The organism is Dyella sp. 2RAB6, assembly GCF_052115385.1.
Classification (GTDB): domain Bacteria; phylum Pseudomonadota; class Gammaproteobacteria; order Xanthomonadales; family Rhodanobacteraceae; genus Dyella_D.
Map to the genome: position 1 here is coordinate 15,970 of NZ_JBFRGP010000009.1, position 23,930 is coordinate 39,899.

20 protein-coding genes and 1 tRNA gene are annotated in these 23,930 nt (G+C 67.0%); 7 read left to right on the forward strand and 14 right to left on the reverse strand.

Features of this window, described 5'->3' with window-relative positions; translation table 11 throughout:
- Positions 1–18: 18 nt before the first annotated feature.
- Complete coding sequence (locus AB4083_RS14190) at positions 19–1,332, reverse strand: MFS transporter (RefSeq protein ID WP_441608695.1); 1,314 nt, start codon at positions 1,330–1,332, stop codon at positions 19–21.
- 335 nt (positions 1,333–1,667) lie between these two features.
- On the opposite strand from AB4083_RS14190, the gene aqpZ reads away from it, so the two are divergent.
- Positions 1,668–2,366: an aquaporin Z gene (gene aqpZ / locus AB4083_RS14195; protein ID WP_441608697.1), complete on the forward strand. Its 699-nt coding sequence runs from the start codon at positions 1,668–1,670 to the stop codon at positions 2,364–2,366.
- 85 nt (positions 2,367–2,451) lie between these two features.
- On the opposite strand, the gene AB4083_RS14200 is transcribed toward aqpZ, so the two are convergent.
- The 3 genes from AB4083_RS14200 to ligA form a co-directional block, all read right to left on the reverse strand.
- Positions 2,452–2,613, reverse strand: a complete 162-nt coding sequence (locus tag AB4083_RS14200) for a LiaI-LiaF-like domain-containing protein (RefSeq protein WP_441608698.1) — start codon at positions 2,611–2,613, stop codon at positions 2,452–2,454.
- Positions 2,614–2,735: 122 nt separating this feature from the next.
- Positions 2,736–3,722, reverse strand: coding sequence for an EF-P lysine aminoacylase EpmA (epmA, locus tag AB4083_RS14205; protein WP_441608700.1), 987 nt, complete (start codon positions 3,720–3,722; stop codon positions 2,736–2,738).
- Entirely contained in the window at positions 3,719–6,103 is a 2,385-nt protein-coding gene (gene ligA, locus AB4083_RS14210) for an NAD-dependent DNA ligase LigA (RefSeq protein WP_441608701.1), read from the reverse strand. The genes epmA and ligA overlap by 4 nt, the downstream gene beginning before the upstream one ends.
- A 124-nt stretch (positions 6,104–6,227) precedes the next feature.
- Between ligA and AB4083_RS14215 the strand changes: the two genes are divergently transcribed.
- Positions 6,228–6,851, forward strand: coding sequence for a phosphatase PAP2 family protein (locus tag AB4083_RS14215; protein WP_441608848.1), 624 nt, complete (start codon positions 6,228–6,230; stop codon positions 6,849–6,851).
- A gap of 130 nt (positions 6,852–6,981) precedes the next feature.
- On the opposite strand, the gene rnk is transcribed toward AB4083_RS14215, so the two are convergent.
- The gene (gene rnk, locus AB4083_RS14220; protein ID WP_441608703.1) at positions 6,982–7,404 is read right to left on the reverse strand and encodes a nucleoside diphosphate kinase regulator; all 423 of its coding nucleotides are present in this window, start codon (positions 7,402–7,404) and stop codon (positions 6,982–6,984) included.
- Between the two features lie 173 nt (positions 7,405–7,577).
- Here rnk and AB4083_RS14225 point away from each other — a divergent pair, with 173 nt between their 5' ends.
- The 3 genes from AB4083_RS14225 to AB4083_RS14235 all read left to right on the forward strand — a co-directional run bounded on the left by AB4083_RS14225 (position 7,578) and on the right by AB4083_RS14235 (position 10,920).
- Entirely contained in the window at positions 7,578–9,056 is a 1,479-nt protein-coding gene (locus AB4083_RS14225) for an MFS transporter (RefSeq protein WP_441608704.1), read from the forward strand.
- A gap of 37 nt (positions 9,057–9,093) precedes the next feature.
- Entirely contained in the window at positions 9,094–10,302 is a 1,209-nt protein-coding gene (locus AB4083_RS14230) for a cation:proton antiporter (RefSeq protein ID WP_441608706.1), read from the forward strand.
- Between the two features lie 222 nt (positions 10,303–10,524).
- Positions 10,525–10,920, forward strand: a complete 396-nt coding sequence (locus tag AB4083_RS14235) for a hypothetical protein (protein ID WP_441608708.1) — start codon at positions 10,525–10,527, stop codon at positions 10,918–10,920.
- Between the two features lie 33 nt (positions 10,921–10,953).
- Here AB4083_RS14235 and AB4083_RS14240 read toward each other — a convergent pair whose 3' ends face one another.
- Positions 10,954–12,369 (reverse strand): cryptochrome/photolyase family protein, encoded by a 1,416-nt coding sequence (locus tag AB4083_RS14240; protein ID WP_441608710.1) that lies wholly within the window; start codon positions 12,367–12,369, stop codon positions 10,954–10,956.
- A gap of 109 nt (positions 12,370–12,478) precedes the next feature.
- On the opposite strand from AB4083_RS14240, the gene AB4083_RS14245 reads away from it, so the two are divergent.
- Both AB4083_RS14245 and AB4083_RS14250 read left to right on the forward strand, forming a co-directional pair.
- A tRNA-Ser gene (locus AB4083_RS14245) sits at positions 12,479–12,568 on the forward strand.
- A 319-nt stretch (positions 12,569–12,887) separates the two neighbouring features.
- Entirely contained in the window at positions 12,888–13,892 is a 1,005-nt protein-coding gene (locus AB4083_RS14250) for a DUF2268 domain-containing putative Zn-dependent protease (RefSeq protein WP_441608712.1), read from the forward strand.
- A gap of 107 nt (positions 13,893–13,999) precedes the next feature.
- On the opposite strand, the gene AB4083_RS14255 is transcribed toward AB4083_RS14250, so the two are convergent.
- From AB4083_RS14255 to AB4083_RS14290, 8 genes are all read right to left on the reverse strand, one after another.
- Positions 14,000–15,775, reverse strand: a complete 1,776-nt coding sequence (locus tag AB4083_RS14255; protein WP_441608713.1) for a S41 family peptidase — start codon at positions 15,773–15,775, stop codon at positions 14,000–14,002.
- 42 nt (positions 15,776–15,817) lie between these two features.
- Positions 15,818–17,098, reverse strand: a complete 1,281-nt coding sequence (gene serS / locus AB4083_RS14260; protein WP_441608715.1) for a serine--tRNA ligase — start codon at positions 17,096–17,098, stop codon at positions 15,818–15,820.
- Positions 17,099–17,213: 115 nt separating this feature from the next.
- Positions 17,214–17,789 (reverse strand): hypothetical protein, encoded by a 576-nt coding sequence (locus AB4083_RS14265; protein WP_441608717.1) that lies wholly within the window; start codon positions 17,787–17,789, stop codon positions 17,214–17,216.
- 89 nt (positions 17,790–17,878) lie between these two features.
- Entirely contained in the window at positions 17,879–18,505 is a 627-nt protein-coding gene (locus AB4083_RS14270) for a 2-hydroxychromene-2-carboxylate isomerase (protein WP_441608718.1), read from the reverse strand.
- Positions 18,506–18,565: 60 nt separating this feature from the next.
- A complete protein-coding gene (locus tag AB4083_RS14275; RefSeq protein WP_441608720.1) occupies positions 18,566–19,897 on the reverse strand; it encodes a replication-associated recombination protein A in 1,332 nt (443 codons plus the stop codon).
- 207 nt (positions 19,898–20,104) lie between these two features.
- Complete coding sequence (locus AB4083_RS14280) at positions 20,105–20,770, reverse strand: YoaK family protein (RefSeq protein ID WP_441608722.1); 666 nt, start codon at positions 20,768–20,770, stop codon at positions 20,105–20,107.
- Between the two features lie 10 nt (positions 20,771–20,780).
- On the reverse strand, positions 20,781–21,440 hold the full coding sequence (gene lolA, locus AB4083_RS14285) for an outer membrane lipoprotein chaperone LolA (RefSeq protein ID WP_441608724.1): 660 nt from the start codon (positions 21,438–21,440) through the stop codon (positions 20,781–20,783).
- Positions 21,441–21,523: 83 nt separating this feature from the next.
- Positions 21,524–23,854: a DNA translocase FtsK gene (locus tag AB4083_RS14290; protein ID WP_441608725.1), complete on the reverse strand. Its 2,331-nt coding sequence runs from the start codon at positions 23,852–23,854 to the stop codon at positions 21,524–21,526.
- Positions 23,855–23,930 lie beyond the last annotated feature (76 nt).

The window sequence follows — 23,930 nt, forward strand, 5'->3', positions numbered from 1 at the left end:
AACCTACGCCGTGTGCCGTCAGCGCTCGTGGAACTTGCGCTGCGTCGTCAGCAGATACAGCGCGCAACCGATCCCGATCACCGCCGTCAGCGCCACATAATGCGCCGGCGCCATCGCCCCCAGCTTCACCGCCAGATAAGCGATCAACGGCGGCGTAGTCGCCCCGAACACCGCATACGCGATGTTGTACGAGAACGACAAGCCGGAGAACCGCACCGCCGGCGGAAACGCCGCCACCATCACCGCCGGCACCACGCCGACCACGCCCACGCTCAGCCCGGCCAGCGCATACAGCAGCATGAAATGCTGCGCGCCCTGCGCCAGATCGCGATACAGCAGATAGGTGGTGACCAGCAGCGCCGCCGACCCGACCAGCAGGGACCATCCGCGCCCGAACCGGTCCACCGCCACGCCACCGGCGATACAGCCGAAGCACAGCATCAGCGCGGCCAGGCTGTTGCCGTGGAAGGCCACCGTCTGCGGCAGGTGGAAACTGCTCTGCGCCAGGGTCGGCGTCATCAGGATCACTACCACCACCGCGGCGGTCAGCATCCAGGTCACCAGCATGCTCAGCAGCACGCCGCCCAGGTACTCGCTCATCACCCGCTTCAACGGCAACTCGCTGGCCAGCTCCTTGCGCTCGCGCATCTGCGCGAACACCGGCGTCTCGCTCAGCCAGCGGCGCAGCCACACCGCGAAGAAGCCGAACACGCCGCCCAGGATGAAGGGCCAGCGCCAGGCATAGGCCAGCACGTTCTCCGGGCCCATGCCGCTGATACCCGCGGCGACCAGCGAGCCGATCAGGATGCCGGCGGTAAGCCCCGAGGTGAGGCCGGCGCAGGCGAAACCCACGCGCCCGGGCGGTGCATGCTCGGCCACGAACACCCAGGCGCCCGGCACTTCGCCACCGATCGCCACGCCCTGCACCACGCGCAGCAGCAGCAACAGCATCGGCGCCAGTACGCCCAGTTGCGCATAGGTCGGCAACAGGCCGATGCAAAGCGTGGGCAGCGCCATCAGGAACACGCTCAGCGTAAACATCCGCTTGCGTCCCGTGCGGTCGCCGAAATGCGCCATCACGATGCCGCCCAGCGGCCGCGCCAGATAGCCCGCGGCAAAGATGCCGTAGACCTGCACCTGCGCCAGCCACGGCGGCATATCGGCCGGAAAGAACAGCTGGCCCAGCACCTTCGTGAAGAACACGAACACCACGAAGTCGTAGAACTCCAGCGCGCCGCCGAGGGCAGCCAGGGTCAGGGTGCGCAGGTCGTTGCGGTTCAAGCGGGGGGCGGGAGAGTCCAGCGGCGGAACGGACGGAGCGGCTTGCGTCATCGTGAAGACGGCGTGGCGGGAAGGAGTCGGCGGAACATAGCACCCGCCCTCGCGAAATACTCACCTCTCCGTCATTCCGGCGCAGGCCGGAATCCAGTAGCGAGGCGCTATGTGGCGGAGTGAAAGTCCCGACCGGGCTTCTGTACGTTTCCGCGACCATCCAGCGGTACCGCCACTGGATTCCGGCCTGCGCCGGAATGACGAGCCATGGGCCCATGTTCCAAAGACCGCACCATTTGCGTAGGCTAACGCCGCGCCGGACAGGACGACCGGGGCTGTAGGGGCAACAAGAATTCTTTGATCTTCCCTTCCCGCCTTCGCAAGGAGACCTGCTCATGAGCATTGGCAAGCGTTTGACCGCCGAATTCTTCGGCACTTTCTGGTTGGTATTCGGCGGCTGCGGCAGCGCGGTCATCGCTGCGGCGTATCCCGACCTCGGCATCGGCTTCGCCGGCGTGGCGCTGGCCTTCGGCCTGACCGTGGTGACCATGGCCTACGCCGTGGGCCATATTTCCGGCGGCCATTTCAATCCCGCCGTCACCGTGGGCCTGTGCGCCGGCGGCCGTTTCCCGGCCAAGGACGTGGTGCCCTACATCGTCGCCCAGGTGGTCGGCGGCATCGCTGCCGGCGCCGTGCTGTACCTGATCGCCAGCGGCAAGGCCGGCTTCGACGCCAGCGCGGGCTTCGCCTCCAACGGCTACGGCGAGCATTCGCCCAATGGCTATTCGCTGCACGCCGCGATCGTGGCCGAGCTGGTGCTCACCGCGTTCTTCCTGCTGGTGATCCACGGTTCCACCGACAAACGCGCGCCGGCCGGCTTCGGCCCGCTGGCGATCGGCCTGGCGCTGACCCTGATCCATCTGATCAGCATCCCGGTCACCAATACCTCGGTGAACCCCGCGCGCAGCACCGGCGTGGCGATCTTCCAGGGCAGCTGGGCGCTGCAGCAGCTGTGGGTGTTCTGGCTGGTGCCGCTGATCGGCGGCGCCATCGGTGGCCTGATCTACCGCCACCTGCTGGAAAGCAAGGACTGACAGCAAGGACCGACGGAAACGAGAAAGGCCGGGCGCCTGCGCATCGGGACGATGCTCCAGGCGCCCGGCCTTCGTTTTGTGCGGATCAGCTGGGGCGGCGGACCATCATGCCCACGCCCAGGGCGATCAGCACCAGCGGCCACCAGGTGGCGAACAGCTGGCCCAGGTGCAGGTCGAGGCCGAGGTTGCGCAGCAGGAACAATGCGCCGATCGCAATCAGGATAATGCCGGGTGCGCTGGGTTTCATCGAAGTCTCGCGGTGGTTAAGCGATGGCGGCCACTCTGCCACAAGAGCGTAGGTTGCGGTGAGCGCAGCGAACCCCAACACCTTCGCAACGTTGGGGTTCGCTGCGCTCACCCCAACCTGCGTCAGGCTTCGGCGAACGGAAACGCCAAGACGTCGGCGATGGCATCCGTCCCCGCCAGGCACATCAGCAAGCGCTCCATCCCCAGCGCCACGCCGGCGCAATCGGGCATCGCATCCAGCACCGCCAGCAGCGGTTCGTCCAGCGGGATCTCACGCAGCCCACGCTCGCGCCGCAGCGCATTGTCACGCTCGAAACGCTGGCGCTGCTCAGCGCCATCGTTCAACTCGTGATAACCGTTGGCCAATTCATAGCGCCCCAGGAACAGCTCGAAGCGCTCGGCCATCGGCGGATCGCCGGGGCGGATGCGCGCGAGCGCGCACTGGCTGGCGGGATAATCGTGGATCACCGTGATGCGGTCGCGCGGGAACGCCGGCTGCAGCTTGTGGGTGATCAGCAGGTCCAGCCAATCGTCGCGGCCCAGCCCGTCCGGGCCGATGCCGTACTCGGCCAGCGGCGCGCGCAGCTCGTCGATCGGCGCATGCAGCGGGTCCAGGCCCAGCTCGTCGAGGAACAGCTGGCGATAGCTCTCCACCACCACTTCGGCGCGCCGCCCGGCCATGGCCAGCGCGCACTCCACCAGCGCGATGCTTTCTTCCATCAGCTGGCGATGGTCCCAGCCCACGCGGTACCACTCCAGCATGGTGAACTCAGGGTTGTGCCGCCCGCCTGCCTCGCCGTTGCGGAACACCCGCCCCAGCTCGTAGCAATCGCCCACGCCGGCGGCCAGCAGGCGCTTGAGCGGATATTCAGGCGAAGTACGCAACCAGCGCTCGCGCGGGCCGGCATCGACATGCCCGCTGAAAGTAGCGCTGAAGCTTTCGATATTCGGATCGGTATTGCCGGCCGCCGACAGGATCGGCGTCTCCACTTCCAGCACGCCGCGCTCGGCAAAGAACTGCCGCAGCAATGCATTGAGCTGCGCGCGCAGGCGCAGCGAACCGCGGTCGAGCGGGAGCTGCACGACGCGCGCGGATTCCTTCGCCGTCATGCGCCGCCCTCGTGTTCGGCCAGCAGCGCCAGCAGGCGCTCCTCGTCCCACACGTCCACGCCCAGCTCCTGCGCCTTGTCCAGCTTGGAACCGGCCTCCTCGCCAGCGACCACGAAACTGGTCTTCTTCGACACCGAGCCGGAAACCTTCGCGCCCAGCGCTTCCAGCCGCTCCTTCGCTTCATCGCGGGTCAGGCCGGTCAAGCTGCCGGTGAGCACCACGGTCTGCCCTTCCAGTGGCGCCGCTTCGGTCTTGGCCGACTTCGGGATCGCATCCAGCAGCCGCTGCATCGCCGCCTCGGCATGTTCCAGGGCCTTAAGGTTTTCCTTGTCGGCGAGGAACTGCTCCAGGTTGGTCGCCGCCGCCGTCGGCACACCGGCCACCACCCAATGCGGAGCGCCCGCATCCACCAGCTGCTTCAAGCTGCGGTAGTGCTGCGCCAGCAGTTGCGTGCTCTTGGGACCGAGCTTGTGCACCTTGGCGGTATCCAGCAGCACATCCAGCCCCAGCTTGCCGCGCAGCTTCGGCGACGGCGCGCTCTCGTCGGCCAGCACGATGCCGGAGGCGAGCAGGTCGTCCACCACTTTCTGGTTGCCCTGCTGCGCGAAGAAGCCGTCGATGGAACGCGCCACTTCGTCGCCGACATCCGGCAGCACGCGCAATACCGGTGCGGGCGTCGAGCGCACCAGCTCCAGCCGGCCCAGCCAGAGCGCCAGCGTCTTCGCCGTGCTCTCGCCGATATGCATGATGCCCAGCCCGTACATGAAGCGCGGCAGCGTGCTTTGCTTGCTCGCCTCGATCGCCTCCAGCAGGTTCTCCGCCCACTTGGTGGCGACCTTGCCCTGCTTGACCGTCTCCGGCGTAGTGCCGTCGCGCTCGTCGGCGCGGCGCTTCATTTCAAGGAAATCGTCCAGGGTCAGCTGGTACAGATCGGCCGGCGTATGCACATAGCCGAAATCCACCAGCGCATCGACGAAGCGTTCGCCGATGCCTTCGATATCCATCGCACGGCGCGCGGCGAAATGGATCAGCGCCTCCTTGCGCTGCGCGGCGCAGATCAGGCCGCCGGAGCAACGCCACACCGCCTCGCCTTCCTCGCGCAGCAGCTCCGAGTTGCACACCGGGCAATGCGCCGGCATCTGCCACGGCTTGGTGTGCGGCGGGCGCAGCTCGGGCATCACCCGCACCACTTCCGGAATCACGTCGCCGGCGCGGCGCACGATCACCGTGTCGCCCACGCGCACGTCCAGCCGCGCCACCTGGTCGGCATTGTGCAGGGTGGCATTGCTGACCGTGACACCCGCCACCTGCACCGGCTTCAGCCGCGCCAACGGCGTGGCGGCGCCGGTGCGGCCGATATTGATCTCGATCGCTTCGACCGTGGTGGTCTGTTCCTGCGCCGGGAATTTGTGCGCGATGGCCCAGCGCGGCGCGCGCGAGACGAAGCCCATGTCGCGCTGGCCGGCGTAGTCGTCCAGCTTGTAGACCACGCCGTCGATATCGAACGGCAGGCTGTCGCGCTTCTCGCCGATGCGGCGGTAGTAGGCGAGCAGCCCCTTGAAGCCCTTGGCCGTGCCCACCTCATGCGAGACCGGGAAACCCCACTCGCGCAGCTTCTGCAGCGTGGCCGAATGGGTATCCGGGATCTGGCCGCCCTCGACCACCCCGATGGCGTAGGCGAAGAAACTCAGCTTGCGCTTCTTGGTGATCGCCGGATCGAGCTGGCGCAGCGAACCGGCCGCGCCGTTGCGCGGATTGGCCAGCACCTTCTCGCCGTGTTCGCGGGCCTGTGCGTTGAAGGCCTCGAAATCCTTGCGCAGCATGATCACCTCGCCGCGCACTTCCAGCACGCGCGGCCAGTCCTTGCCGTGCAGGCGCAGCGGGATGGCGCCGACCATGCGCAGGTTGGCGGTGACGTCCTCGCCGGTGGCGCCGTCGCCGCGGGTCGCGCCCTGCACGAACACGCCGTTCTCGTAGCGCAGGCTGATCGCCAGGCCGTCCAGTTTCAGTTCCACCGAGAACACCGGCTCGCGCCGCTGCAAGGTCTGCTCGATGCGCCGCTCGAACTCCGCCACCTCGCGGAAGCGCTCCAGCTCGGTGTCGCCGTCCTGCTCGAAGGCATTGCTCAGCGACAGCATCGGCAGCGCGTGCTGCACCTCGGCGAAGCCGCCCACCGCGCGGGCACCGACGCGGCGCGTCGGCGAATCGGGCGTGGCCAGTTCGGGGTGCTCCGTTTCCAGCGCCTCCAGTTCGCGCAGCAGGCGGTCGAACTCGAGGTCAGTGATCTGCGGATCGTCGAGCACGTGGTACTGGTAGTTGGCGTGCTCGATCCGCTCGCGCAGCTCGGCGGCGCGGACCTTAGGTTCAGATGAATGGCTCATGCGGGGCTCCTCATGCCGCGCAGTTTACTAAGACAACCGCAAGCCACGCGCTTTAGCCTCCATCCGGCTTCACCCATCCATCAGGGGCAACCAAGACCACCCGCAAGGAGGTCCGGACGTGCTCGTGTCCAAAACAGCTCCCGCCCTGCTCATCGCCGCCCTGGCCCTGCCCGCCGCCGCCCATGCCGCCGGCGGTCCGTTCGGGATCGACCACACCTTGCATTTCGACAACAGCGGGGTGTGGAAACGCAGCAACCAGCAGATCGTCTACTACGGCACCCTCGCCTCGGTCGCCGCTGGCGCCCTGTGGCTGGGCGACCGCGACGAGATGGGCGACACCCTGTGGCGCTCGGTCGACGCCATCGTCGTAGCCGGTGCCGGCGCCCAGGCCCTGAAATGGACGTTCCAGCGCGAGCGGCCCAGCCAGAGCCGCAGCCCCGACCGGTGGTTCAAGGGCTTGCATGCGCAGAGCTTTCCCAGCGGCGAAGTGGCGGCGATCAGCGCCGCGGTGACGCCGATCATGGTCCATTACGGCGACGAACACCCCGCCGTGTATGCGCTCGCCCTGCTGCCGGTCTATGACGCCGTGGCGCGCATGAAGGTGCATGAGCATTGGCAGAGCGACGTGCTGGTCGGCGCAGCGATCGGCGTCGGCGTGGGGCTATGGGCGGAGCACCGGAAGTCGCCGTGGATCGTGAGCTTGTTGCCGGGCGGGTTCCAGGTGGGGTTTGCCAAGCATTGGGATTGAGTGCGTTCACATGCCCTGCACGGACCTGGCTCGGGCGTAGGTTGGGGTGAGCCGAAGGCGAACCCCAACTTCGCTCTCAGGTGGCCGCATCGTTGGGGTTCGCTGCGCTCACCCCAACCTACTCCATCCCTCAGCGGTGGTAGTCGCCGGCCGCCTCCGGCTGGTATGCGATATCCACCACACGCAAGCGCCGCCGCTTGCCGTCCGGCATCGGCCAGTCGATGTGCTGGCCCTTGGCCAGCCCAAGCAAGGCGCTGCCCACCGGAGCGAGCACCGACACGTGCCCCGCCCCACCCGCCGCGGCCGGATACACCAGGGTCAGCTCCAGGCGCTCGCCATGGCGCTCGCCTTGGCTCTCGTCCTGCGCCGTCACGCGCGAATTCATCGTCACCACGTCCGGCGGCATGTCCTGGGGCGCGCGCACCTCGGCCCGCTCCAGTTCTTCGCGCAGGGCGGCATGGCCCTGGGCCTGTGCGGGCGTCATGCGCTCCAGCAAGGCTTCGATGCGATCCAGATCGCGGCTGGAGATGACGATGGGTGGCTTGATGCTCATAACAGTGCTCCTTGTACAGTGGCGTTCCCGGCGCGCAAAAAATTCGCGCCGGGCACTGGAAGCGCCCGGCGCGAGGGAATGGGTGGCCGTCGAGCGGCCGCATGAAACGGCGATGACTTTGGCCGCCGCAGGCATGAAAAGCAAGTTGCCATAGCAGCTATCATGTGCAGGTCATGTCCGATACCTCCGCAGCCACGGAAGTGCCGCCCGAACCGGGCACGCCCAACCCCGGCGTGCCGCCCGCTCCGCCCGCCGCTCAGCCTCCCGTGCCGTCGCGCGAGCGCTACCGCGGACTGATCTGGCTGGTCGCCGCCTCGTTCTTCATGCAGGCGCTCGATTCCACCATCGTCAACACCGCCGTGCCGGCGATGGGCGAGGCACTGGGCGTTGCGCCGCTGGGCATGCGCATCGCGCTGACCAGCTATGTGCTGACCCTGGCCATCTTCATTCCCGCCAGCCCGTGGATGTGCGATCGCTTCGGCACGCGCCGCATCTTCGCCGCGGCCATCGCCATCTTCACCATCGGCTCGCTGCTGTGCGGCATCTCGCAGACCCTGCCGCAGCTGGTGGCGGCGCGCGTGCTGCAGGGCCTGGGCGGCGCCGCGCTGATGCCGGTGGGCCGCTACGTGCTCGTGCGCAGCATCGACAAGCGCGACTTCGTCGGCGCGATGAGCACGGTCGCCACCGTCGGCCTGCTCGGCTCGGTGATCGGCCCGCTGCTCGGCGGCGTGCTGGCGGAATACACCTCGTGGCGTTTGATCTTCCTGATCAACGTACCGGTCGGCATCGCCGGCTTCTGGATGAACCGCCGCGAGATGCCGGACTACCGCCTGGCCGAGCCGCATCGCTTCGATCTCTCCGGCTTCATGCTGTTCGCGCTGGCCTCGGCCATGCTGCTGACTGCGTCCGAAGTGGCCAGCGGCGGCGGCGGGCAATGGCTGCAGATCGCGGTCAGCGGCGTGCTCGCGCTGGTCTTCGGCAGCATCTACGTGTGGCACAGCCGGCGCACCGAATACCCGGTGGCCGACCTGAACCTGTTGCGCGTGCGCAGCGTGTGGGTGTCGCTGGCCGGCAACCTGTTCACGCGGCTCGGCGTGTCCGGCATGTTCCTGTTGCTGGTGCTGTTCCTGCAGGTCGGTTGCGGCTGGTCGCCGACCATGGCCGGCCTGATGATGGTGCCGCAGGCGCTGGGCTCGATCTGCGCCAAGTGGGTGATCAACCGCCTGCTGACGCGGATGGGCTATCGCCGCTTCCTGCTCGCCAACACCTTGATCGTGGCCGTGCTGATCGCCTCCTTCGCCCTGCTGGGCAAGGACTCGCCGATGTGGGTGATCGCGCTGATGGTGTTCGTCTACGGCGGCTTCATGGGCCTGCAGTACACCGCGATGAACACGCTGATCTACAACGACCTCGACGTGAAGTACGCCTCGATGGCCTCGTCGATGGCCTCGACCGCGCAGTACCTGTCGATGAGCTTTGGCATCGCACTCGCCTCGCTGCTGATGGAAGCGCTGCTGCAAGGCCACGCGCACGACGACTACGTGCTGTCGTTCCGCTGGACCGTGCTGCTGCTGGGCATCGTCACCGCCACCGCGAGCTGGGTGTTCAGCCGGCTCGGCCGCGATGCGCCGAAACGCGGCGCGAGCGTGTAGCATGCCCCGGTCACGCTAGACCGGAAGGAATCGAAGCATGCACCACGCGGCCGACATCCTGCTTACGCTGTTCATCGTCTTCGTCGCCGCGCAGATCGGCGGGGAAATCGCGCAGCGCCTGAAGCTGCCCGGCGTGGTGGGCGAGATCGCCGCCGGCTGCGTGGTCGGGCCATCGCTGCTGGGCTGGATCACGCCCGAGCAGATCGCCACCGGCACGCCGCTCGACGTGCTTGCGGAAATAGGCGTAGTCCTATTGCTGTTTGCCGTGGGCCTGGAGACCCGGCTCGAAGATCTCAAGAAGGTCGGCAAGGTCGCCTTCCTGGTCGGCATCCTCGGCGTGCTGATCCCGTTCGGCCTCGGCGGCGTGTGGGCGCATGCGAGCGGCTACGACTGGGGCAAGTCGCTGTTTATCGCCGCTGCCTTCGTCGCCACTTCCGCCGGCATCACCGCGCGGGTGCTGCAGGAACTCAATGCACTGCAGCGCACCGAGAGCAAGGTGATCCTCGGCGCCGCCGTGATCGACGACATTCTGGCCATGCTGTTGCTGGGCGTGGTGGTGTCGATGCAGGGCGGCGGCGGCTTCAACGCGATGCACCTGGTCACCACCCTGGTCGGCGCGATCGGCTTTATCGCGGTGATCGGCTTCGGCGGCGCGCGCGCGATGCGCTGGAATTCGAGCTGGCTGGACAAGCCGCACAGCCAGCACTCCGCGCTGGGCATCGTGCTGGCGCTGTGCCTTGGTCTGGCGTACGTGTCCACCCTGTTCGGGCTGGCCGCGATCATCGGCGCCTTCCTGGCCGGCATGATCGCCTCGGAGACGCGCCAGCAGCACACCCTGGAAAAACAGGTGCAGCCGCTGCTGGCGCTGCTCACACCGTTCTTCTTCGTCATCACCGGCAGCAAGATCGACCTGCAGCAGCTGGCCAGCGCAGATGCGCTGCTCACGCTGACCATCGTCACCGTCATCGCCATCATCTCCAAGCTCGCCGGCGGCTTCCTCGGCGCGCTGTCGCTGGGCAGGCGCGGCGCCACCATCGTCGGCTTCGGCATGGTGCCGCGCGGCGAAGTAGGCGTGGTGATCGCCAGCCTCGGCCTGGCTGCCGGGGTGTTCAGCGATCGCACCTACGCGATCATCGTGGCGATGTCCTTGCTTACCGCGATGGTGACGCCACCGGTGCTGGCGGTGCTGCTCAAGCGTGGCGACGGTGCCGCCGCCAACGTGGCGGAGCCCGACACGCGCGGTTGACCCCGCCTCCTTGGCGTGGGCGTGCGCAATTCCACACGCCTCCGTGAAAGAAAGCACCCTATCGGAGCAGCTCCTTTGCCGCCAAAACGGCCGAACAGCGCGGCGAACCGCGCTTGATCGAGCTGGCACGGCTTTTGAATCCCTCCTTGGAAACCGCCGAGGGAACGGGAGTTCATGCCTTGGGGTGGATATCCATATGACTTTCAAAGGAGCAGAACAGCCGTGAGTAAATCCTGGAATTACTTCAGCAGGATCCCGGCGTCAGCCGCGGCCAAGCATCTCGCCGAAACCGCGGAGGAGGCCATCGACATCACCCTGGGTCGCAAAAACATTCCCCACACGAACTCCGTGATCAAGCCGACAGGCCATTACCAAAGCGGCGGATCCCACTATGTAAGCGGACGAGGCTGGAACGTGATCGCCGGCCCGAAAAAAAATTGGCAGCCCGAATTCGTGACCATAGAGGAGCGCGGGTATCAGATCGACAAGTTCAAGACCACCGGCCCCGGTCATCGCGAAGGTCCCGCCAATGCGATAACACCTTACGTACGCAAGCCGACCTCGATCGCCTTACGACATAGATCGACCGACCCCGACAACTTCGAGGAAGACACCTAGCGATGCTCTGATGGTTGCGCCCGGACCTTCAGCTCAGCCGCGCCCGCGCATGGCCTGATAGGCGGCCAGCGCGGCGTTGCGCGAGTCCGCCAGGTCGAGCATCGGTGCCGGGTAGCCGCTGCGCGACAGCAGCGAGGCGTCCTTCCACGGCTCATGCAGCAAGGGCAGCGGCGCGTCCTTCAGTTCGGGCAGCCAGCGCCGCAGATAATCCCCTTGCGGGTCGAACTTCTGCGCTTGCGCTACCGGATTGAACACGCGGAAGTACGGCGCGGCATCGGCGCCGCATCCGGCCACCCATTGCCAACCCAGCGTGTTGTTGGCCAGGTCCGCGTCGACCAGCGTGTCCCAGAACCAGCGCGCACCGTGATGCCAATGCTGGCGGAGATTCTTGGCGAGGAAGCTCGCCACCACCATGCGCACGCGGTTGTGCATCCAGCCGGTGTGCCATAGCTCGCGCATGCCGGCATCGACCAACGGAATGCCGGTGCGGCCGTGGCGCCAGCGTTCCAGCAGCGCGTCGTCGGTATCTGCCCAGCGGAAGTTGGCAAAACCGGGATTGAAGTTCTCGCTGGGCGTTTGCGGGAAATGGAACAACAGGTGATGGGCAAACTCACGCCAGCCCAGTTCGCGCAGGAAGGGTTCGAGATCCGGCCGGCGCTTCGCATCGCGCCCCTGTGTTTGTCGATGCAGGATGTGGTGGATCTGGCGTGGCGAGATCTCGCCGAAGTGCAGGTGCGGCGACAGCCGCGAAGTGCCGTGCCGGGCCGGCAGGTCGCGCAGGCGGGCGTAGCCGTTGAGTGCGTCGTCCGCGAACAGTTCCAGTGCTTCGAGCGCGCCCTGCTCGCCCGGCCTCCAGGCTTCGTGCAGACCACCATCCCAGCGGATCCGCGGCAGCAGTTCCAGCGACGCCAGCGACACCTTGCCTTGCGCGGACGCGAAGCGCATCGCCGGGACCGGCAGCGGCTCGTCCGGCGTCAAGCGTGGCCGTACCGCGCGCCAGAACGGAGTGAACACGCGATACGGACCGTTCTGCTTGGTGGCGACCTGCCAGGGCTCGACCCACAATCCCGCATTGAAACTCTTCGGCTCGATACCCTGCTCGCGCAGCGCCGTCTTGAGCCGCTTGTCGCGTTCGATCAACGCGGGTTCGTAGCAGCGGTTCCAGTACACGGCGGTGGCGCCGACGGCGCGGCATGCGGCGACGAGGTTGCCCAGGGTGTCGCCAGCGCGGATGTGCAAATCACCACCATCACGCTCCAGGGCAGCGGACAACGCGGCCAGCGAATGATGCAGCCACCAGCGGCTGGCCGCACCGCCCGCCCAGGCCCCCTCCTCGTCCGGCCCATGCACATAGACCGGCAGGATGCGCTCGTGCTCCGCGCAGGCGGCGGCGAGCGCGGGGTTGTCGGCCAGGCGGAGATCGCGGCGGAACCAGACGAGAGCGGTCATGGGGCGGAAGCCTGCGGAGGAGCGATGCTTATCGCCCAAAGCAAGCCCCGATGCCAATTCTGCTAGGATGTCGCCGCTTTCGCTGTCCTGGACAGCCGACAACGCTTACGGAGAGATGGCCGAGCGGTTTAAGGCACCGGTCTTGAAAACCGGCGAAGGGTCAAACCTTCCGTGGGTTCGAATCCCACTCTCTCCGCCAGATACGCAAAGGCCCCCGCACGGGGGCCTTTGCGTATCTGGCGGAGAGAGTGGGTACAGAGAACCGGTTGCTCGGCTCCGCCGAGCAACCGGTTCGACGAATTCGCCGGGAGCGAATTCGGACAGCCGCAGGCTGGCCCCGCAGCGCGCAGCGCGGAGGGGTTCGGCCCATGGATGGGCCGAACAATCCCACCCTCCACGATCACGCAAACTCCCCCGCACCGCACTCCGCCTCTAAACCCTCCAGCCTCGCCATGCATCCCACCCCGACGCCCATCCCCGGCGCCGCTGCAAGCCCGGACATCCTGGAGGAGAACAGCATGAAGCTCAGGCTCTACCTCACCGCCCTGTTGACTGCCATCGCGCTCGCATCAACCTCATGGGCCGCCACCCCACCCTCCACCCCACCACGCGTAATCGACGACGACCTGAACCGCTTCTGGGCAACTTACGACGCCATCCGCAACCTCGACGACCCAACCCAGCAACAAGCACAATTCCAAGCCCTCTACGTCGACAAAGGCACCCCCGGGCTAGCCGCCTTCATGCAAGCCAAAGGCTACACAGCAGCAACCTACGTGCAGGCGATCCGCCAATACCCAAAATACTGGGACAGCATCCGGCCACGCGTTCCACTCGTACGTCAATCGCTGGTCAGCCTTGACCGACATCTCGAACGCTTCCACCAGCTCTATCCGCAACTTCGCCCCGCCACCGTCTACCTGGAAATCGGCGCGCTACGCTCCGCCGGCACCACGCTCGACGACAAGGTGCTGCTCGGCGCCGAAATGATCGCCGGCAATGCCAATACCGACACCTCGCAGATGCCCGAACGCCTGCAGCGCTTCTTCGCCGGCTATTTCGCCAGCGGTCCGCTGGACAGCCTGGACCTGCTCGCCGTGCATGAATTCGTGCACACCCAGCAACGCGGCGAACGCCAGACCCTGCTCGCGCAAGCCGTGTATGAAGGCACCGCCGACTTCGTGGCCGAACGGGTGACCGGACGCCTGCCGAAACTCGCCTACATCACGTACGGCCCCTCGCACGACGCGGCGATCAAGGCGGCCTTCCAGCACGACATGACGGGCGAAGACTTCAGCCAATGGCTGTACAACTCGACCGAGAACCCGTTCGGCACCCGCGACCTTGGCTATTACGTCGGCTACGCCATCTGCGCGGGCTATTACCAGAAGGCGACCGACAAGCAGGCCGCGCTCAAAGCGATGCTCGAGCTGGACTACGCCGATCCCGCGGCGGTCAAGGCTTTCGTCGATGCATCGGGCTATTTCGACGCGATGGCAAAACCGGAGCATCGAGCCGGCTGATCGTTCAGCACCCGATCGCCGTCCAAAACAAAAGCCCGGTCAAACCGGGCTTTTTTCTATTGCCTGCTCATTGATTTTTTGAACCGGCGAATCTCCGCCCGCCCCTTTCACTTTGCCGCCAGCAATGCTCCTGCCGCGCGCTCCAGGGCGCTATCGCTGCCCCGCCGGATACTCTCGATCGTCGGTGAAACCGCGATGGCGGGGCGCAGCCCCACACCCTCGAAAGCCGTCCCATCCGGCGCACGGTCATTCCTGGTGCAGACCCGTGCACTGCCGCCACCGGGTAGCGGAAAGAACAGCGGCTGCCCGGTGCTTCCCGCTGTGGTCTCGCCCACGGTGATGCCACGATGCATCGCACCGAACATCGCGACGAAATCCTCCGCCGCCGAAAACGTCCGCGCACTGGTCAGCACCGCCACCGGCACGTCGACGTGATGCGCCGGATCGGCCGGCACCTCGAACGGAACCACGTCGGTCCATCCCGGCAGCACGCCACGCGCGCGGTCAGCCGCGGCGTAGCTTCGGGTGCGGATCAGCGGGCCGCGGATCGGTTCCCGCGCCAGCAGCTGCAGCAAGTCCACGGGGGTGCTGCCGCCGCCGTTGGCGCGCACGTCGATGACCAGGCCCTTGGCCGCATTGACCTGCGGCAGGTTCGCCAGCAGCGCCTTGGTGCCTTCGGTGTCCTCGAACTCATCGATGGTGAGGACCGCGATCCCGTCCGGCCTCAGCTTGAACGAAGCTCCGCTGGTCTTGAGTTTCGAGTGCTCCGCCAGCGTAAGCCGGGTCAGCACACGTTGTTCTTCCTTGCCCTCGGCATTCCTCGCGGTGACGTGGACCTGGCTGCCGGCGCGCCCGCTGAGCAACGCATAGTCGAAGCTGCGCACCTGCAGATCCTGCGCCGTCGAAGCGCTCTGGTAAGGCGCAATCTCGCGCTCCGCATAGCGGCGCGGGTCTTCGCCATCGATCTTCACCAGCACGTCGCCGACACGCCAATGCTGTGCGGATAACGCCGGATCATCGATCCCCGTCACCACGACGGCGTGCTCCACCCACTGCGTGTGCAGCCCGGGCCGGCCATAGAAGGCGTCACGAAGGGGCTCAGGCGGATAGACGTTGGTGTGGCCGTCCTTCAACAATGCGGCGAACTGCATCAGCACGCGGTAATACTGTTCGGTCGACGTCGTCGCGCGCACCTTGGGCAGGAAGTCCAGGTAGGTCTGGTTCCAATCCAGCTCGGGTTGGCGGTCGAAGAAGGCGAAGTTGAAGCGCGCCTCCGACCACACGCTGGACAGCCCCGCCACCTTCGCGTCGTCGCTCAGGTTCGGCGCGAACGGCAGGTCCTGGCCGGGCTGGCGCGCCCACAGCCGCTCCTGACTGCGTGCCGCCTCGACCAGTTGCTTGAAGCGCGGATCGTCATGCAGCGATGCCAGGTCGGCATTGGTGGCCAGCTGCTGCGCCGAAACGCTGCCGCCCCTGGCTTGCGCGGCCATGAGCGCATCCATGGCTTTTTCCTTCTGCCCGGCAAGCGCCGCATCGCATGCGAGCTGGTACATGGCGGCGTTCCAATGCCAGTCCATGCCGTTCGGGCCGGCCGTGTAGAACGGCTCGAGGATCGCCGCGGCCGCGGCGTATTGCTTGGCCTGATGCAGCTGCAGCGATTCGATATAGCGCCCTGGCAGGCTGGCCGGCGTCGCCGGCGATGGCTGGGCTGCGGCAGTGAGCACGGAGCCGCAGCTAATGAAAAATACAATCCGAGCCAAGCTTCGCATCTGCGTCTTGATCATGTCGTCTTCGCTGTTCGAATGGCTCGAAGCTTTGCCTGAGCCATCCCCAGCCGACGGCCCCCCTTCAACATCTTCCTTGAAAGCGATGTCGTGGCCCATAAGAAAAAAGCCCGGCGCAGGCCGGGCTTTCTCGTCACAGGCTCAGGCGATTTTCTCCGCCCCGTGCAGGTAAGGCTGCAACACATCCGGCACCGTGATCGAGCCATCCGCGTTCTGATAGTTCTCCATCACCGCCACCAAGGTACGCCCGACCGCCAGGCCCGAGCCATTCAAGGTATGCAGCAACTCCGGCTTGCCGGTGGCGGGATTGCGCCAGCGCGCCTGCATGCGGCGCGCCTGGAAATCACCGCAGTTGGAGCACGAGGAAATCTCGCGATAGGTGTTCTGGCTCGGCAGCCACACTTCCAGGTCGTAGGTCTTCTGCGCCGCGAAACCCATGTCGCCGGTGCACAGCAGCACCTTGCGATACGGCAGGCCCAGCTGCTGCAGCACCTTCTCCGCGTGGCCGACCATTTCCTCGAGCTGCGCCTGCGACTGCTCGGGCGAGGCGATCTGCACCATCTCGACCTTCTCGAACTGGTGCTGGCGGATCATGCCGCGCGTATCGCGCCCATAGCTGCCGGCTTCGGCGCGGAAGCACATCGAATGCGCGGCGAGGCGCATCGGCAGCGCGTCGGCTTCGACGATGCTGTCGGCGACCAGGTTGGTCAGCGCGACTTCGGCGGTGGGAATCAGGTAACGCTTGCTGTCGCCCACCTGGGTCGAGAACAGGTCGTCCTCGAACTTCGGCAACTGCCCGGTGCCCTGCATGGTCTCGGTGTTGACGATCAGCGGCACGCTGCATTCGAGGTAACCGTGCTTGCCGGTGTGCAGGTTGAGCATGTACTGCGCCAAGGCACGATGCAGTTGCGCCAGCTGGCCGCGCAGCACGGTGAAGCGCGCGCCGGACAGCTTGGCGCCGGCATCGGCATCGAGCCAGCCATGGCGGGCGCCGAGGTCGACGTGGTCCTTCACCGCGAAGTCGAACGCGCGCGGCGTACCCCAGCGCAGCTGTTCGGCGTTCTGGCTCTCGTCCTTGCCCTGCGGCACCGACTCGTGCGGGATATTCGGAATGCCCAGCGCGATCTGCGCGATCTTCGCCTGCACCTCGTCCAGCGCGTGCTCGTTGGCCTTGAGCTTGTCGCCCAGGCCGGCGACTTCCGCCATCAGCGCGCCGACATCCTCGCCCTTGGCCTTGGCCTGGCCGATCGCCTTGGAGCGGGTATTGCGCAGGTTCTGCAGCTCCTGCGTCTCGGTAGACAACCGCTTGCGTTCGCTTTCCAGCGCTTCCACGGCGGCTACGTCGAGTTCGTAGCCACGGGCATCCTTAAGGCGCGCGGCCGTATCGGCCAGGCGCGAACGCAACAGGGCGGGGTCCAGCATGATGGGTCCGGGTGATGGCTAGTGAACGGCGGATTATGGCGGCCGGGCCCGTATTGCCGCAATGCGGCAGGCCGCGGCGCGCCCGCGCCCGCCGCGGCTTGCGAGGTGGTGCGGCTTAAGCGCCGCGCCGCTCCGCGCGGCCCAGCCACCAGGCCATGGCGGCGCCGGCCAGCAGCCAGCCGATCACCTGTTCCGTCAGGGCGGCCAGGGTGAAGTCCAGCGGGAAGCGGTACCAGTTCCAGTACGGCACCATGGCGCTGAGCCAGGCGAACAGCGCCGCCGCCACCGCGACGCCTAAGCGCCTGCGGAAGCCGAAGGCGGCCAGCCCCATCACGAAGGCCAGGACCAGCGCGGACAGCGTGTCCGAGGCCCACTGCCGGCCGAGCTGCGGCCCCATCTGCATCAGGTCCTCACCCTGCGGCATGTAGACGATCCAGGCGTACGAGGAGGAACTGGCCTTCTCCGAATAAGCCTTGACCGCAGCAGGGTCGGACATCCTGGCCGGATCGAAGGCCGGCAGGATATAGACGCCGGCCTGCATCCCCAACCCCTGGTGCAGGCTGTCCAGCACCACGTTTTCGGCGGCCGGCTGGCGTATGCCGGTCTCGCCCAGACCCAGCGCCATATGCGCCACGGCGCCCCAGATAAACATCACGATGCCGCCGATCAAGGCAGCCACCAGTACGCGCATGTCCGTCCCTCCCCCGGTGAGTAGCGCTGCGGTGGCCGGAATCTATGCCCGCGCGCCGAAGCCTCGCAAGGGTGGCCGCAGCAGGCGGCTCAAAGGCGCGAGGCGCCGATCGGCAAGGTGGCGACGCGGTGCATTTCCGCTTCGTCCCACAGCGCCGGATCGCGCAGATAGGCCAGTGCGAAATCGTGCGCATCGCCGCCCCAGAACAAGCGGCCGTCGATGGCCAGGGTGGGCACGCCGAAGATCTCGTCGGCCATGGCGGCCTCGAAGTTGGCTTTGAGTTGCGCTTTCACCGCGGGATCGGCGATGGCCGCTGCCGTGTCCGCGATGCCAAGTTCCCTGGCAACCGGCGCGAGCGCTTCGGCCGTATCGGCCGCCCGCCCCTGCCCCCAGATCCATTCGAAGATCGCCTCGGTGGCGCGCGCATCGCTGCCGGCGGCGATGCACAGGCGCAGCGCGGCCAGCGGATTGAACGGATGCGTCGGCGGAAAGCACAGCGTCTGCCCGCTCTCGCGTGCGCGCCACAGCACGTGGCGATAGACGAATTCGCGCTTGGCGGGAATCTCCGCCGGCCCCTTCTGGCCGACGCGATCGAGCACGCCGGCGAACAGGATCGGGCGCAGCGTCACCGGGTGGGTCTGCATCAGTTCTTTGACGCGCGGCCACTGCAGCCAGGCGAACGGGGAGACGAAATCGAAGTACCAGACGATGGACATGCGATGGCCTCGAACATGGCGAAACGGAAGCGCCCGCGCGGGGCGCGGAAGGAAAACCGCCTACTTGCCGCGCGCCTGCCGCCGCGCTTCGCGCAGGCTCAGCAGTTTCTCGCGCAGCTTCAATTCCAAGCCGCGTTCGACGGGCGCGTAGAACTCGGTGCCGTCCAGCGCATCCGGCAGGCATTGCTGGTCGAGCGCGATGCCGCCTTCGGCGTCGTGGTCGTACTGGTAGCCGGTGCCGTAGCCCAGGCCCTTGAGCAACTTGGTCGGTGCATTGCGCAGATGCATCGGCACGTCCAGCGTGCCGGTTTCGCGGATCACCGCGCGCGCCTGGTTGTAGGCCATGTAGGCGGCATTGCTCTTGGGCGCCATGGCCAGCCAGATCGCCAACTGCGCCAGGCCCAGTTCGCCTTCGGGACTGCCCAGGCGCTCGTAGGTATCCCACGCATCCAGCGCCATGCGCCAGGCGCGCGGCTCGGCCAGGCCGACGTCCTCCACCGCCATGCGCGTCATGCGGCGCGCCAGGTACAGCGGGTCCACGCCGCCGTCGAGCATGCGGCACATCCAGTACAGCGCGGCATCGGGATCGGACGAGCGCACCGATTTGTGCAGCGCCGAGATCTGGTCGTAGAACTGCTCGCCGCCCTTGTCGAAGCGGCGGGTGCGATCGGCCAGCACCTGCTCCAGCGTGGCCTGGTCGATGCGGCCGTCCTCGGCCAGCTCGGCGGCGATCTCCAGCAGGGTCAGCGCGCGGCGCACGTCGCCGTCGGCGGCGCGGGCGATCAGCTGCAGCGAGGCATCGCTGATGGTCAGGCCCTGCCCGCCCAGTCCGCGCTCGGTGTCCTCCAGCGCGCGCTTGAGCGCACCGACGATATCGTCGACCGACACGGCTTCCAGCACGTGCACGCGGCAGCGCGACAACAACGCGGAGTTGAGTTCGAACGACGGATTCTCGGTGGTGGCGCCGATGAAGATGATCACGCCGCGCTCGATATGCGGCAGGAACGCGTCCTGCTGCGCCTTGTTGAAGCGATGCACCTCATCGACGAACAGCACGGTGCGCCGCCCCTGCGCGAAATTGCCTTCGGCCTCGGCCAGCGCCTTGCGCACTTCCGGCAGGCCGGACAGCACGGCGGAAATGGCGCGGAAATCGGCGTCGGCATAGCGCGCCACCAGCAGCGCCACGGTGGTCTTGCCACAACCGGGCGGGCCCCACAGCACCATCGAATGCACGCGCCCCGCTTCGAGCGCGCGGCGCAATGCCTTGCCCGGCGCGAGCACGCGTTGCTGGCCCACGATCTCGTCCAGGCTGCGCGGCCGCATGCGCTCGGCCAGCGGCTTCAGCTCGTCGGATTCGGGGAAGAGGTCGGGGGAGGAACCGCGGGCGGACATAGGGGGAATGATAGCGCGGGACGTGCGGCATGGCGCCGGCCGGATTCACCACCTCGTCATTCCGGCGCAGGCCGGAATCCAGTAGCGACGCCGTCTGATGTTCGTCGAAAGGCCCAGCAGCGGTGCCTTTGGGTGCGCTCACTCCATGTAGCTCTTCGCTGCTGGATTCCGGCCTGCGCCGGAATGACGGGCGTGGGTTGCCCCTTCCTAATCGGCCAGGTGGCGATGGCGATAGATCGCGTACGCCAAGCCGATCGTGCCGGTCATCGCCGCCGGCAACAGCAAGGTGCGCTCCGCCATCACGCCAAATGCCAACGCACCCACCGCGCTGCCCGCGATAAAGCTGCCGGCCACCAGCACGCATACCTGGATGCGCAAGCGGTCCACTTCCAGCCCGCGCAGGCGGTGGCCAAGGTAGATGCCGAGGTCGGTGAAGATGCCCGAGAGATGCGTGGTGCGGAACGTTGCGCCGCTATACGTGCTGGCCATGGCGTTCTGCAGACCGCAGGCGATCGAAGCGAGGTACAGGCCGGCATCGTTGCCGGCGTGGATCAACGGCACCGCGGCAAACAGCAGCGCCGATTCCACCATCAACGCGACGCCATACCGCCGCCCGAGCTTCAACGTGTGCTGCTGCACGATAAACCCGCTGAGCACCGCGCCGCCGAGAAACGCCAGGATCGCCAGGGCCCAATGCAGCAGCTCGCCGCGATTGCCTTCGGCCGCCGCCACGCCCATCAGCGTGGCAGTACCGGTGAGGTGGGTAATCGCCTGGTGGCGAAAACCCATGAAGCCCACCGCATTGATCATCCCGGCGATAAAGGCCAGCAAGCCTCCACCGATCCACGCCCAGCGTGGCAGCTGGCGCAGCATGGGAGCCGGATCAGTCCTTCAACGGCTGCGTCTGGATCACCGGCGCATCGCCGATCACATCCGCGCCCTTCGGCGGCACGAAGTTGAACGTGGCCGGCGCGATGCTGGGATTGCGCTGCCAGTTGGCGAAGCGGATCTCGGTCACCGCGCCGAGCTGGTCGCGGAAGGTCATGCGCGCCAGGCCGTTGGCGTCGAAGCCGAGGTCCGCGTAGTCGAACTGCGGATCCTTGGCGGTGGAAGTCAGGCGCAGCCAGGCCAGGCCGTCGTGCTCGCCCTGCTCGGTCACTTTGAAGTCGCGGTCCATCTGCTTGAGATCGGTGAGCACGGTCAGCGGGCTGTGCGCTTCCTCGGTGCTCTGCACGCGCACGGTGACCTGTTCCAGGTCCGGGTCGTACAGCCAGACGCGGCTGCCGTCGGCGACGATGGTCTGCTTGTACGGCGTCAGCGTCTCCCAGCGGAACTCGCGCGGCGCTTCCAGCGACAAGGTGCCGGAGCTGCTCTTGCCCTTGTTGCCATTGGCATCGGTGAGGACCTGGGTGAACTGGCCGGTCAGCGCATGCAGGCCGGTGGCGAAGCTGTCCAGGCGCGCGCGGGCCGGACCGGCGGCGGCATGGACGGCGCCGGCGGCGGTGAAGGCCAGCGCGGCGCAGAGAGCGAGAAAACGGTTCATGGGGGTCCCTGATTTTTCTGTCGCGTCGTGTGGCGAGTGGCGGCGGAGTGTGCGCCGCGCTCGCTTAATGAGCAGCTTAATGCTTACTTCGGCGGCGGCGGTGCCAGCACTTCGCGGTTGCCGTTGTGCTGCGGGGCGCTGACCACGCCGTCCTGTTCCATCTGTTCGATCAGCCGCGCGGCGCGGTTGTAGCCGATGCGCAGGTGGCGCTGCACGCCGGAGATGGAGGCGCGCCGCGATTCGGTGACGATGCGCACCGCCTTGTCGTACAGCTGCGCCTCGGCGTCGCCGCCTTCCTCGCCGTCCTGCGGCAGGCCGGAGTCGTTGATGAACTTGCCGTCGCTGGTCGCCTGCACTTCCTCCAGCACGCCTTCGATGTACTGCGGCGCGCCCTGCGCGCGCAGCCAGGCCACCACGTGGTGCACCTCGTGGTCGTCGACGAAGGCGCCGTGCACGCGCTCGGGCGTGGCGGTGCCGGGCGGCAGGTGGAGCATGTCGCCGTGGCCCAGCAGCGCTTCGGCGCCGGACTGGTCGAGGATGGTGCGCGAATCGATCTTGCTCGATACCTGGAAGGCGATGCGGGTGGGGATATTGGCCTTGATCAGGCCGGTGATCACGTCCACCGACGGGCGCTGCGTGGCCAGCACCAGGTGCACGCCGGCGGCGCGCGCCTTCTGCGCCAGGCGGGCGATCAGCTCTTCGACCTTCTTGCCGACGATCATCATCATGTCGGCGAATTCGTCGATGATGATCACGATGTACGGCAGCGGCTCCAGCGGCTCGGCCGCCAGGTTCGGCATCTCCGGGTTGGGGCGGAACAGCGGGTCCAGCAGCGGCTGGCCGGCGTTCTCGGCGTCCTTCACCTTCTTGTTGAAGCCGGCCAGGTTGCGCACGCCCACTGCGGCCATCAGCTTGTAGCGGCGCTCCATCTCGGCCACGCACCAGCGCAGCGCGTTGGCGGCTTCCTTCATGTCGGTAACCACCGGCGCCAGCAGGTGCGGGATGCCCTCGTAGACCGACAGCTCCAGCATCTTCGGGTCGATCATGATCATGCGCACGTCCTTGGCGCTGGCCTTGTACAGCAGGCTCAGCACCATGGCGTTCACCGCCACCGACTTACCGGAGCCGGTGGTGCCGGCCACCAGCAGATGCGGCATCTTGGCCAGGTCGGCCACCACCGGGCGGCCGGCGATGTCCTTGCCCAGGGCCAGCGCCAGCGGCGACTTCATCAGATCGTACTTCTCGGAGCGCAGTATCTCCGACAGGTACACGATCTGCTTCTTGGCGTTGGGAATCTCCAGGCCGATCACGTTCTTGCCCGGGATCACGTCGACCACGCGCACGCTCACTACCGACAGGCCGCGCGCGATGTCCTTGTCCAGGCTCGACACCTGCGAGCCGCGCACGCCGGCGGCGGGTTCGAGCTCGAAGCGGGTGATCACAGGGCCCGGATACACGCCCACCACCTTGGCCTCGATGCGGAAGTCCTTGAGCTTCAGCTCGACCTGGCGCGACAGCACTTCCAGGGTTTCCTCGGAATAGCCCGGACCCTGCGGCGGCGCCTCGTCCAGCAGCGACAGCGGCGGCAGCTCGCCGGCCTCGGAGGCGCCGGTGAACAGCGGGATCTGCGTCTCGACGCGGGCGCGCTCGCTCTTGGGCGCCGGCGGCGGCTGGGCTTCGATCCGTACCGGCTCGCGCTTGGCCTGCTTCACCGCCTCGACCTTCTTGACCACCTCGCGCTCGGCGCGCGCCTGGCGCGCGGCCAGCACTTCGGGGGCTTCTTTCAGCTTGCCGCCGAACCAGCCGGCGATCTTCAGCATGCCCTGCCCGGTCAGGTCCATCAGCTTGAACCAGGACAGGCCGGTGGCCAGGGTCACCGCGATCAGGAAGATCGCCAGCAACAGCAGCGGCGCGCCGGTACCGCCGAACGCCTGCAGCAGGCCGCGGCCCACCCACATGCCGATGATGCCGCCCACGCCCTGGGGCAGCACCGGCTCGTCGTGGAACTTCAGGTACAGCAGGGCCGGCGCGGTGATGAAGAAGAACACCGAGCCGATCAGCCGCAATGAGGGTTCCCACGGCTGCACCGTGCGCACCCCGCGGTGGCGCAGCACCTGCACACCCAGCCCCAGCAGCAGCAACGGGAAGCAGTAGGCGACCAGGCCGAAGATGTAGCGCAGCAGGTTGGCGATATTGGCGCCGACCGCGCCGCCGAAGTTGCGCGCGTGCTCCACCGTGCTGGCATGGCCCCAGCTGGGGTCCTGGTCGTTGTAGCTGAACAGGCAGACCAGCAGATACAGCGCCAGCGGCAGCAGCAGCAGCGCGCCGGCCTCGCGCAGACGGCGCTTCAGCTCCTCGCTGAGGCCGCTGGGTTCCTTGTTCTTGTCTTTCTTGACGTTCGCGCTACGCGCCACCGTATTCCTCACGTGCCGGCCCTTGAGGGACCAGCTTCTACTGCTTCGCCTGGGCAAAGGCCAGGACTCCAGATAC

Coding starts and splice junctions, on each gene's coding strand:
- AB4083_RS14190 (WP_441608695.1), bottom strand. CDS start 1,332: ATGACGCAAGCCGCTCCGTCCGTTCCGCCGCTGGACTCTCCCGCCCCC.
- aqpZ (WP_441608697.1), top strand. CDS start 1,668: ATGAGCATTGGCAAGCGTTTGACCGCCGAATTCTTCGGCACTTTCTGG.
- AB4083_RS14200 (WP_441608698.1), bottom strand. CDS start 2,613: ATGAAACCCAGCGCACCCGGCATTATCCTGATTGCGATCGGCGCATTG.
- epmA (WP_441608700.1), bottom strand. CDS start 3,722: ATGACGGCGAAGGAATCCGCGCGCGTCGTGCAGCTCCCGCTCGACCGC.
- ligA (WP_441608701.1), bottom strand. CDS start 6,103: ATGAGCCATTCATCTGAACCTAAGGTCCGCGCCGCCGAGCTGCGCGAG.
- rnk (WP_441608703.1), bottom strand. CDS start 7,404: ATGAGCATCAAGCCACCCATCGTCATCTCCAGCCGCGATCTGGATCGC.
- AB4083_RS14225 (WP_441608704.1), top strand. CDS start 7,578: ATGTCCGATACCTCCGCAGCCACGGAAGTGCCGCCCGAACCGGGCACG.
- AB4083_RS14230 (WP_441608706.1), top strand. CDS start 9,094: ATGCACCACGCGGCCGACATCCTGCTTACGCTGTTCATCGTCTTCGTC.
- AB4083_RS14240 (WP_441608710.1), bottom strand. CDS start 12,369: ATGACCGCTCTCGTCTGGTTCCGCCGCGATCTCCGCCTGGCCGACAAC.
- AB4083_RS14250 (WP_441608712.1), top strand. CDS start 12,888: ATGAAGCTCAGGCTCTACCTCACCGCCCTGTTGACTGCCATCGCGCTC.
- AB4083_RS14255 (WP_441608713.1), bottom strand. CDS start 15,775: ATGGGCCACGACATCGCTTTCAAGGAAGATGTTGAAGGGGGGCCGTCG.
- serS (WP_441608715.1), bottom strand. CDS start 17,098: ATGCTGGACCCCGCCCTGTTGCGTTCGCGCCTGGCCGATACGGCCGCG.
- AB4083_RS14265 (WP_441608717.1), bottom strand. CDS start 17,789: ATGCGCGTACTGGTGGCTGCCTTGATCGGCGGCATCGTGATGTTTATC.
- AB4083_RS14270 (WP_441608718.1), bottom strand. CDS start 18,505: ATGTCCATCGTCTGGTACTTCGATTTCGTCTCCCCGTTCGCCTGGCTG.
- AB4083_RS14275 (WP_441608720.1), bottom strand. CDS start 19,897: ATGTCCGCCCGCGGTTCCTCCCCCGACCTCTTCCCCGAATCCGACGAG.
- AB4083_RS14280 (WP_441608722.1), bottom strand. CDS start 20,770: ATGCTGCGCCAGCTGCCACGCTGGGCGTGGATCGGTGGAGGCTTGCTG.
- lolA (WP_441608724.1), bottom strand. CDS start 21,440: ATGAACCGTTTTCTCGCTCTCTGCGCCGCGCTGGCCTTCACCGCCGCC.